The organism is Psychromonas sp., assembly GCF_041586535.1.
GTDB lineage: Bacteria > Pseudomonadota > Gammaproteobacteria > Enterobacterales > Psychromonadaceae > Psychromonas.
On sequence record NZ_JBFGZY010000149.1, the window covers coordinates 1 to 9,638 of the forward strand.

8 protein-coding genes are annotated in these 9,638 nt (G+C 44.7%); 5 read left to right on the plus strand and 3 right to left on the minus strand.

Features of this window, described 5'->3' with window-relative positions:
* Nucleotides 1-438: 438 nt before the first annotated feature.
* Nucleotides 439-2,667, minus strand: a complete 2,229-nt coding sequence (locus ABZA00_RS14640; protein WP_372882901.1) for an NADP-dependent isocitrate dehydrogenase — start codon at nucleotides 2,665-2,667, stop codon at nucleotides 439-441.
* Nucleotides 2,668-2,945: 278 nt separating this feature from the next.
* On the opposite strand from ABZA00_RS14640, the gene ABZA00_RS14645 reads away from it, so the two are divergent.
* Nucleotides 2,946-3,620: a pseudouridine synthase gene (locus ABZA00_RS14645; RefSeq protein ID WP_372882902.1), complete on the plus strand. Its 675-nt coding sequence runs from the start codon at nucleotides 2,946-2,948 to the stop codon at nucleotides 3,618-3,620.
* 109 nt (nucleotides 3,621-3,729) lie between these two features.
* Here ABZA00_RS14645 and ABZA00_RS14650 read toward each other — a convergent pair whose 3' ends face one another.
* Nucleotides 3,730-5,163, minus strand: a complete 1,434-nt coding sequence (locus ABZA00_RS14650) for a heavy metal sensor histidine kinase (protein ID WP_372882903.1) — start codon at nucleotides 5,161-5,163, stop codon at nucleotides 3,730-3,732.
* A gap of 202 nt (nucleotides 5,164-5,365) precedes the next feature.
* Between ABZA00_RS14650 and ABZA00_RS14655 the strand changes: the two genes are divergently transcribed.
* The 4 genes from ABZA00_RS14655 to ABZA00_RS14670 all read left to right on the plus strand — a co-directional run bounded on the left by ABZA00_RS14655 (nucleotide 5,366) and on the right by ABZA00_RS14670 (nucleotide 8,704).
* Nucleotides 5,366-5,734, plus strand: coding sequence for a DUF3316 domain-containing protein (locus tag ABZA00_RS14655; RefSeq protein ID WP_372882904.1), 369 nt, complete (start codon nucleotides 5,366-5,368; stop codon nucleotides 5,732-5,734).
* Between the two features lie 322 nt (nucleotides 5,735-6,056).
* The gene (locus ABZA00_RS14660; protein ID WP_372882905.1) at nucleotides 6,057-6,425 is read left to right on the plus strand and encodes a DUF3316 domain-containing protein; all 369 of its coding nucleotides are present in this window, start codon (nucleotides 6,057-6,059) and stop codon (nucleotides 6,423-6,425) included.
* A 173-nt stretch (nucleotides 6,426-6,598) separates the two neighbouring features.
* The gene (locus ABZA00_RS14665) at nucleotides 6,599-7,294 is read left to right on the plus strand and encodes a heavy metal response regulator transcription factor (RefSeq protein WP_372882906.1); all 696 of its coding nucleotides are present in this window, start codon (nucleotides 6,599-6,601) and stop codon (nucleotides 7,292-7,294) included.
* Nucleotides 7,295-7,486: 192 nt separating this feature from the next.
* Nucleotides 7,487-8,704, plus strand: coding sequence for a DEAD/DEAH box helicase (locus ABZA00_RS14670; RefSeq protein WP_372882907.1), 1,218 nt, complete (start codon nucleotides 7,487-7,489; stop codon nucleotides 8,702-8,704).
* Nucleotides 8,705-8,783: 79 nt separating this feature from the next.
* On the opposite strand, the gene ABZA00_RS14675 is transcribed toward ABZA00_RS14670, so the two are convergent.
* Nucleotides 8,784-9,638: MFS transporter (locus ABZA00_RS14675; RefSeq protein WP_372882908.1), on the minus strand; the 855-nt coding region annotated here is incomplete at its 5' end.

Below are 9,638 nucleotides of genomic sequence, written 5' to 3' on the forward strand. Positions count from 1 at the left end.
GTTAGCGAAGGAATAGAGATCTCTTTCGAGCTGACACAACGCAGAATGAGCGATTTTTAGTCAGCTCTGGCGTTCGTTTTTTAAACTATATGGTGCTCTGGGGTATGTTGATCTTTCGCGGTTAATTTTTGTTCGAGATAAAAGCGTTTTAATCGCGACGCGAGGGGTGTAGCTCAGTCATTCTAAGTAAATACCTTGCAACAAAGAGTAAAACGCTTTTAGCCGAACCCTTCGGGCAGCGCTTGTTGGCTCTTTCTACTGCGTTATCGCCTGTTTATGTAGAGTAACTACACTACGCAGGCTCTGCCTTGTATAAAGAACCAACAAACTGCTGCAAAAACAATCTCGAAAGATCAACAGACCTAATAAAGGCGCTCAAAGAGCGCCTTTATTGAGCAGACAAATTTACCTGCCTATACAGTTAAACAAACCCTAACATCAAATGGCTGCAAGCACCTCATTTAATGTTTTACTCGGACGCATTGCCGTAGCCACTTTCACCGGATCGGTATGGAAGTAACCACCCAGATCAACCGGGCTGCCTTGCGCTGCATTTAACTCATCGACAATCTTCGCTTCGTTCTGCGCTAACGCTTTAGCAAGCGGTGTAAATTTCGCCTGCAGCTGTGCATCTTTAGTCTGCTCTGCAAGCGCTTCTGCCCAGTACAGTGCAAGATAAAAATGGCTGCCGCGGTTATCCAGCTCCTTCACTTTACGTGATGGCGACTTGTCTTCTTTCAGGAACTTGCCGTTTGCGGCATGCAGTGCTTCAGCAAGCACAACCGCTTTCTGATTACCTGTTTTTGCAGCAATATCTTCAATAGAAACAGCGAGAGCCAGAAATTCACCCAGTGAATCCCAACGCAAATGCCCTTCTTCAACAAACTGCTGAACATGTTTAGGTGCACTGCCGCCCGCGCCCGTTTCAAATAAACCACCGCCCGCAAGCAGAGGAACAATTGAAAGCATTTTCGCGCTGGTGCCAAGCTCTAAGATCGGGAACAGATCCGTCAGGTAATCACGCAGTACATTACCTGTTACGGAGATAGTATTTTTACCCTCTGAAACGCGCTGCAGCGTGACTTTAATCGCGTCGACCGGTGATAAGATGCGAATATCCAGGCCTTTAGTATCATGATCTTTTAAGTATTTATGCACTTTAACAATCAGGTTGGTATCGTGAGCACGATTTTCATCTAACCAGAAAATAGCAGGTTGTCCGGTAGCTCTTGCGCGGCTTACCGCCAGACGCACCCAGTCTTGAATGGGAATGTCTTTGGCCTGGCACATGCGCCAGATATCACCTTGTTCAACGTTGTGCTCCATTAAAGTGTTACCTGCTGAATCGATAACTTGTACCGTACCGGCCTCTTTAATTTGGAAAGTTTTATCGTGCGAGCCGTACTCTTCCGCTTTTTGTGCCATTAAGCCAACGTTTGATACGTTACCCATAGTCGCAGGATCAAATGCCCCGTGTTCACGGCAGTAAGAGATAGTTTCCTGATAAATGCCCGCATAACAACGATCCGGAATCATCGCTTTAGTATCATGCAGTTTACCGTCTGCGCCCCACATACAACCGGAGCTGCGGATAGCAGCCGGCATAGAGGCATCGATAATCACATCACTAGGTACATGTAAATTAGTGATCCCTTTGTCTGAATCAACCATCGCAAGTGCCGGACGGGTCACGTAAACCGCTTGGATATCCGCTTCAATCTGCTCTTTTTGCGCGCTTGGCAGGGGCGCTATTTTAGCATAAACATCCCCCAGGCCATTACTTGGATCCACACCCAGCTCGGCAAAGAGTGCTGCATGTTTGGCAAATACATCTTTAAAATAAACCGTTACCGCATGCCCGAACATAATCGGATCGGATACTTTCATCATCGTTGCTTTAAGATGCAGAGAAAGCATAATATTATTTTCTTTCGCATCCTGCATTTCAGCTTCAAAGAAAGCGCGCAATGCTGCGCAGCTCATCACCGATGCATCAATGACTTCCTCTTTTAATACCGGTGTAGAAGCTTTTAATACCGTTGTATCGCCGGATGCGGCGGTAAATACAATTTTCAGATCATCATCCTGCTCTACTACAACAGACTGCTCACTGCCATAAAAATCACCTGCCTGCATATTAGCAACATGTGACTTTGAATCTTTAGACCAGGCTCCCATGCGGTGCGGGTGATCTTGTGCGTATTGCTTAACCGCATCTGCCACACGACGGTCGGAGTTACCTTCACGTAAGACAGGATTTACAGCACTGCCTAATACTTTTGCATAACGTGCTTTAACTTCTTTTTCTGCATCATTTTTTGCGTCTTCCGGATAATTCGGAATATCAAAACCATGCGCCTGCAACTCTTTAATAGCAGCCTGCAGCTGTGGTATTGATGCACTGACATTAGGTAATTTAATAATGTTCGCCTGCGGTGTTTTGGCAAGTTCACCTAATTCTGCTAACGCATCGATCTGTTTTTGTTCCGCACTGAGCTTTTCAGGGAAGTTAGCGATAATTCGCCCTGCTAAAGAGATATCACGCGTTTCAACTTTTATATCCGCAGCTTGGGTAAATGCATTCACAATAGGAAGAAGAGAATGTGTTGCAAGGGCAGGTGCTTCATCTGTTTGTGTATAGATGATCTTTGCAGATTTGTCTGTCATATTTATTCCTTTAAGAAGTTTTATGATGTTGCCGGGGCCTGTTGACCCCAGCCTGATTATCTGCCGAAACAACAAAGCGTAAGAGCAGATAATCCGGTGATAACTCACGGATAACAAATGTTGTTGATTTGTTACGCTGTTATATTTTAAGCAACATAATAGCGAAAACTAATAAATAGTCCACCTAACCGCCCGCTGTATTTTTACTTTTTCAGCTAGTTGAGGTATAAATTTGATCTTCTGTTACAATTCCCTTTTATCTATCTCAAGGTGTTTTCGTGAGCAAAACTTTAAATTCCCAACAAAAATCGACCAGGTTTACGAAAAAAAATACCGGCAACGTCAAAGCGCGAATCTCAGGTAAAAATAAAAGCAGCAAAAATCACTTACCGGTTGTGAGCGATGCAACCCGCAAAATTGTTTTATTTAATAAACCCTTTGATGTTTTAAGTCAGTTCACCGATCAGGACAACACTCAACATAAGCGTCTGACATTAAAGGATTACATTGATATTCCACAGGTCTATGCAGCCGGTCGCCTGGATCGGGACAGTGAAGGATTATTGTTATTAACCAATGATGGTAAATTACAGGCACAGATCACCGAGCCAAAGGCGAAGACCAGTAAAACCTACTGGGTGCAGGTAGAAGGCGCTCCCAGTGAAACGGATCTGCAGAAACTGCGTGACGGGGTGAAACTTAAAGATGGTTTAACCCTGCCGGCCGAGATAAAAATCATGGCGCAGCCCGATATCTGGCCACGCGTCCCACCGATTCGGGAGCGCGCCAATATTCCCACCACCTGGCTAAGCATCACTATCAAAGAGGGCCGTAACCGTCAGGTCCGGCGCATGACTGCACATATCGGTTTTCCGACTCTGCGTTTAATTCGCTACCGGATTGGTAACTGGACAATTGACGGGATAAAAAATGGACAATATAAGCTGCTTTGATTGTAAAAAGGCTTTTATTTACAGAGCGTTGCTATAGATAGATTATTACTGTTTCGCTTTTCACAGTAAAACCGCACGACGCTGACTAAAACTGTATTATTTATCTTCATTAAATGGCAAATGTAAAGGTGGTCAGATTGTCTTCAGAGCGAACCGAAACCTTGCCTCCGTGCTGTTTAGCGATAGATTGGGTAATTGCCAGTCCCAGTCCCACGCCTTCACTTAAACAGCAGGTTCTGGCTTTGTCTGCACGGTAAAAACGGTCAAACAGATGCGGTAATATCTCGGCGGGAATCGTCTCACCATGATTGATCACATAGACCACAACACTCTGCTTAGAAGTGTAAATATTGATATTGATCTCCCCTCCCTCAAAACTATTTTTTATCGCATTAGAGATTAAGTTACTGAATGCGCGGCGAAGCATCAGTTTATCCCCCTGGACCTTTGCTTCACCCTCCAGCGTCAGGGTAATATTTCGGTCTTCGGCAAGCATCTCATAATACTCCAGCAGATTAGCTATCTCCTGCTCCAGCAGAATATCTTCGCTGTTGATCAGGACCTGTTCATTTTCCGTTTTTGCCAGATATAACATGTCTGAAATCATTCTTGCCAGGCGCTCAAACTCTTCCGCATTAGAGCCTAAGGTGTGCAGGTATTCATCTTTACTGCGCGGCTGGGATAGCGCTACCTGGGTCTGCATCATCAGGTTATTAATCGGGGTGCGCAGTTCATGGGCAATATCAGAAGAGAAATTTTCCAGGCGCACAAAAGCATCCTGCAGACGTTCCAGCATATTGTTCAGTGTGTGGGATAATCCGGCAATTTCAACGGGTAAATTATCAACGGGCATACGCTGTTTAATATCTTTTCCGGTAACCAGTTTCGCTTTTGTGCATAACTGCTGCAATGGCAACAGCCCCCGATAGGTCAGAAACCAGCTTAAAAGCGCACTGATAATAGCGGCAATAACAGTAAATTTAATTAATATTGTGCCAAAGTTATGTAAAAATTCACGATGGTGATTAATGTTAATCGCCATCGTGACCAGCACTGATGAGTGGTTGGCATTCGCTAAGGTTAAATGATACTGCATGCCGCGATAAAGGTTATCCTGATCCTGCCATTCTAATAAACTTTCCTGCCTGGACAGCATTCCGGCAACTGATTGATAGCTGGAGCTCTGTTTGTGATCGACCGGGTTTATGATGACCGGCTCAGCCCCAAACAAAATATCGCCGGGGAAGCGGATATGTTCAGAAACATAAAGTGCAATCTGATCATCAGGGTTATCTATTTTAATCGCCACCCCTTCATTTTTCTCCAAACCCTTTAATATTTTTGGAAACTCGCTGTTAAAACCGGTGCGGGCAATAACATCCTTAAGCATATTGATTTTACTATTTAAGATCACCCTGTCTTCTTTATAGAAGTAGCCTTCAATTTCATGATGGATAAGCCAGGACAAACCGGTGATCACCAGCACAGTGGCTATCGAAAAAAAACTGGTAAGACGAAGTGTCAAAGAGCGTTGCAGAATCATATTTTTTCCCGAGATGCGATATTAAAAAACCAATATTATATGCTTGAGCTTAATTGTAACCTTATCAAATTAAACACGTCAGCTTTATTTGCCAGTATGACAAAGATGTCATTTTAGCGTTGGTTTTCGGTCATCAACTAAGGACTATTCTTATTCCATACAAACAAACACAGCAAGTCATTTAACTGAAGAGGATAAGAAAATGAAAACATTGAAAAACACATTATTAGCATCAACCATGGTTATTTTCAGTGCAACAGCTTTTGCAGGCTCAGCGGTTTATGGTAATTACAGCGTACATCACAGCAACAAAACAGTTAAGACAGCCACAGCAGAAAGTAAAGAAGCGGCATATCAGCTTGGCTTTGAGAAATTAACTCAGTTGAAAGCAGAATCAGGGGCTGAATTAAGCAGTGAACTGGCGCTATCATTAGGATCTTATCAGGAGAAAAATAGTGTCACCTTAGATGACGGTGCTTATATTACTCTGCAGGAGATGATCAATGAGCAGGGGCAGGTTGTTTATGAAGGTCTGGTAAATGTAACTTACAGCTATTCACAAGCGAACTGATAAAAACCGGCAATCCCCCGCAATAAACCGGCCGGATCTTCAGGCCGGTTTTTTCTATTATTCCCCATTTGACCAGCAGCCCTGTTCGCCAGTGAACGTCCAGAATCAGCGGAATAAGCCGCCGGATCTAATCTACGCTCGCAGCTCGGGTTTTATGCAGCAGTAACTCGCCTGGTCAGGCTCTAAAAAAACAGATAACTCCTATTACTCATCAAGATGACAAATATGTCATCTTGATGTTTGTTTCCAGTCACCAAGTATGGCGTATTCTTATCCTGTACACACAAACACATTAACTCATTCAGCTTAAGAGGGTAACAAAATGAAAACAATTAAGAATACATTATTAGCATCAACCATGGTTATTTTCAGCGCAACTGCCTTCGCAGCTCCTGTAGTTTACGGTGATTACAGCGAACACAGCACTAACAAAACCATTAAAACAGCCGCGGCAGACAGTAAGGAAGCGGCATATCAACTTGGCCTGGAAAAATTAAATCTGCTGAAAGCCAAGTCAGGCACTGAATTAAACAATGAATTCGCGTTACAATTAGGCTCTTTAAAAGAGAAAAACAGTGTCACCTTAAATGACAATGCCAATATTACCCTGCAGGAGGTGATGAATGAACAAGGTCAGCTTGTTTACACGGGTTTAGTCAATATTACTTACAGCTATTATCAGGCGAATTAATAAACTATCCGATTATCTCCTGAAAATCCAACCCAAGATGGTTGCTTCATACAGCGCATCAATAGTAAGGCTTGTAGACAAAAACCCGCTAAAAATAAGATTTCACAATTAACCTGAATTTTCTGCGCAAACAGATAAAATGATAAGCACTTGGAATCCCCGGAGAATAAAAGATGAGATTATTGATTGTTGAAGACGAACAAAAAACTGGAGAGTACCTTACAAAAGGACTGACAGAATCGAGTTTCCGGGTAGATTTAGCAATCAATGGTATTGATGGGTTACACCAGGCCATGAGCGAAGAATATGATCTTATTGTATTAGATGTCATGTTACCTAAACTCAATGGCTGGCAGGTTCTGCAGACTCTGCGCAGCAGTAAAATTGATACGCCGGTATTGATGCTCACCGCACGGGATCAGATAGAAGATCGCGTCAAGGGGCTGGAGCTGGGCGCTGATGATTATCTGGTTAAACCTTTTGCCTTTGTCGAGCTGCTCGCACGTATCCGCAATATCCTGAAAAGAAATAACAACGTCAGCCATGATGAAACAACCCTGCAAATCGAAAACCTGCAGTTGGATCTTCTGCGCCGACGCGTCTACCGGGATAACGAAGCGATCACCCTGACAGCAAAAGAGTTTTCACTGCTGGAATTATTAATGCAGCGCAAGGGTGAAGTATTAAGCCGTTCATTAATTGCATCGCAGGTCTGGGACATGAATTTTGACAGCGACACCAATGTTATTGATGTGGCAATCAGACGCCTGCGTAATAAAGTGGATAAAACCTTTGAGCCAAAACTTATCCATACTATTCGCGGTATGGGGTATGTGCTAGATGTTATCGATGATCAAGATAAACATTAGAACTAGCCCGGTATTGAAAACAGCGCCAATAAGCCGCCCCCCTGTAAATAAGTACTCTTGCTGATTTCACAAAAATTGCCTGCAGATGCAGCGCAGCCATTACTGCTTTTCATGTTAGAATAGACGGCTGTATTCTTCTGTAGCTGTTTAAGGCAGCAACAGACTGATTTTTTTATCTAGTTGAGACACCACATGCCATTTTCCAAGCTTGGATTAAGCGATCCTATTGTACAAGCAGTAACCGAACAGGGTTACGAGACCCCTACGCCGATTCAAGAAAAAGCGATTCCACTGATCCTGGCAGGTAAAAACCTGATTGCAGCAGCGCAGACCGGGACCGGCAAAACGGCAAGTTTTGTCCTGCCGATCCTGCAGAACCTGATTGATGCGCCGCCCGTGCGTGCAAAACGTATTCGTGCACTTATTCTTACCCCGACCAGAGAGCTGGCGATACAGGTTGATGCAAACATCGCCCTGTATAGTAAGCACCTTAACCTGACCTCGATGGCGATGTTCGGTGGCGTTGACTCAGAGCCGCAGAAAGAGCGCCTGATCGAAGGGGTTGATATTCTGGTTGCAACGCCGGGACGGCTGCTGGATATGTATACCCGCCGCGCGATACATTTTGATGAACTGGAAATACTGGTATTAGATGAAGCCGATCGAATGCTGGATATGGGCTTTATCGCCGATATCAATAAAATTGTCGAGCGCCTGCCGGAGAAGAGACAAAACCTGCTGTTTTCAGCCACTCTTTCACAGCAGGTGCGTTTTTTAGCAAAAACCGCCATTGAAAATGCTGTTGAAATCGCCATAAAACCGGACAGCGGGACGATGCCGAAGATTGAACAATGTCTGATTCCCGTGGATAAGGACTGTAAATCAGCCCTGCTCAGTTTTTTAATCTCTGAAAACAACTGGGATCAGGCCCTGATTTTTATCGAAACAAAACGCGGCGCAGCAAAACTGGTCAGCCAGCTGGAAAAACGCGGTATTAAAGCCGAAGCGCTGCACAGCGGCAGAAGCCAGGCAGTACGTGCGCAGCTATTGGAGGATTTTAAATCCGGTAGCCTTAAATTTATGGTCGCCACCGGCATTGCCGCCCGTGGTATTGATATCGACTCGCTTAGCCGGGTGGTTAACTACGATCTGCCCGATGAAGCCGATGATTATGTGCATCGCATCGGCCGTACAGGCCGTGCCGGTGCCATAGGTGAAGCCATTTCATTTGTTTCCAGAGATGACTTTAGAAACCTGTGCGCCATTGAAAATCGTCTTGGTGAATTTATAACAAGAAAAGAGATACCAGGATTTACTCCGCGATTAGCTATACCTAACTCTGATGTCAGTTATGCACCGAAAAAAGCGCCTAAATCAGGACGCAGAAAACCGCTAAAAAGCCGCAATTAAGAACGTTGTTTAACTTTCAATAAAGGTTGGATAATCCCTCCAACCTTTCCAGACATCACAATCAGTTGCGAATAAAAAATCAAGCCGGCTGTGTCGCCATTTTCTGTTCGCCGGTAAATTTCATCTGGTAGACAGCCAGCAATATCAGGCAGCAACACAGGGCTATCCCCGTACAGGCTAATACCCCCTGCCAGCCCCACTGCTGATAAAAAGGATCAATCGCAAAAACGCCAAGACTTGCGCCGCTATAATAAAACAGACTGTACAGCGCCTGAGCGCTTCCTTTGCCTTTTTTAACACTGCGTCCGACCAGAGTGCTGGCCTGGGCATGGCAGAAAAAGAACCCCACCGCCAGCATGATCATGCCGACAATCATCAGCGGCAAATAACCGTTATTCAAGGTGATAATCGCAGCCAGCATAATACATAGTCCGGTAGCGATGCCGGCCAGCTGGCCATGTTTTTTAGAGAATTTCCCCGCCAGTGAAGAACTGGCTGTGCCACCCAGAAAAGTCAGGAACATTAAACTGCGCACACCACTTGGCAGCTCAAAAGGCGCCCTTTCCAGTACGGTCATCAAATAGCTGAACAGATTAACGAAGCTGCCGAATGCCAGACCGATAATGATATATATCATCAGCAGTTGAGGGCGCTGCAGATGACCGGAAAATGCTTTTAAGCTGGGCTTAAGCTGATATTTTACCGCGGTAAAATGACGCTGTTTCGGCAGGATAAAAAATACCACGACAAACAGGGTGCAGCTTATTAACGCAATAAGATATCCGGTGGCCCGCCAGCTGTCCGAATACTCGCTAAAAATACCACTGATCAGGCGGCTGCTGATCCCGCCGACGGTATTTGCAGCAATATAAAAACCCACCGCGGCGGGTAACCAGCTCTTGCGTAACTCTTCTCCGAGCAGCGGTATGGCAAC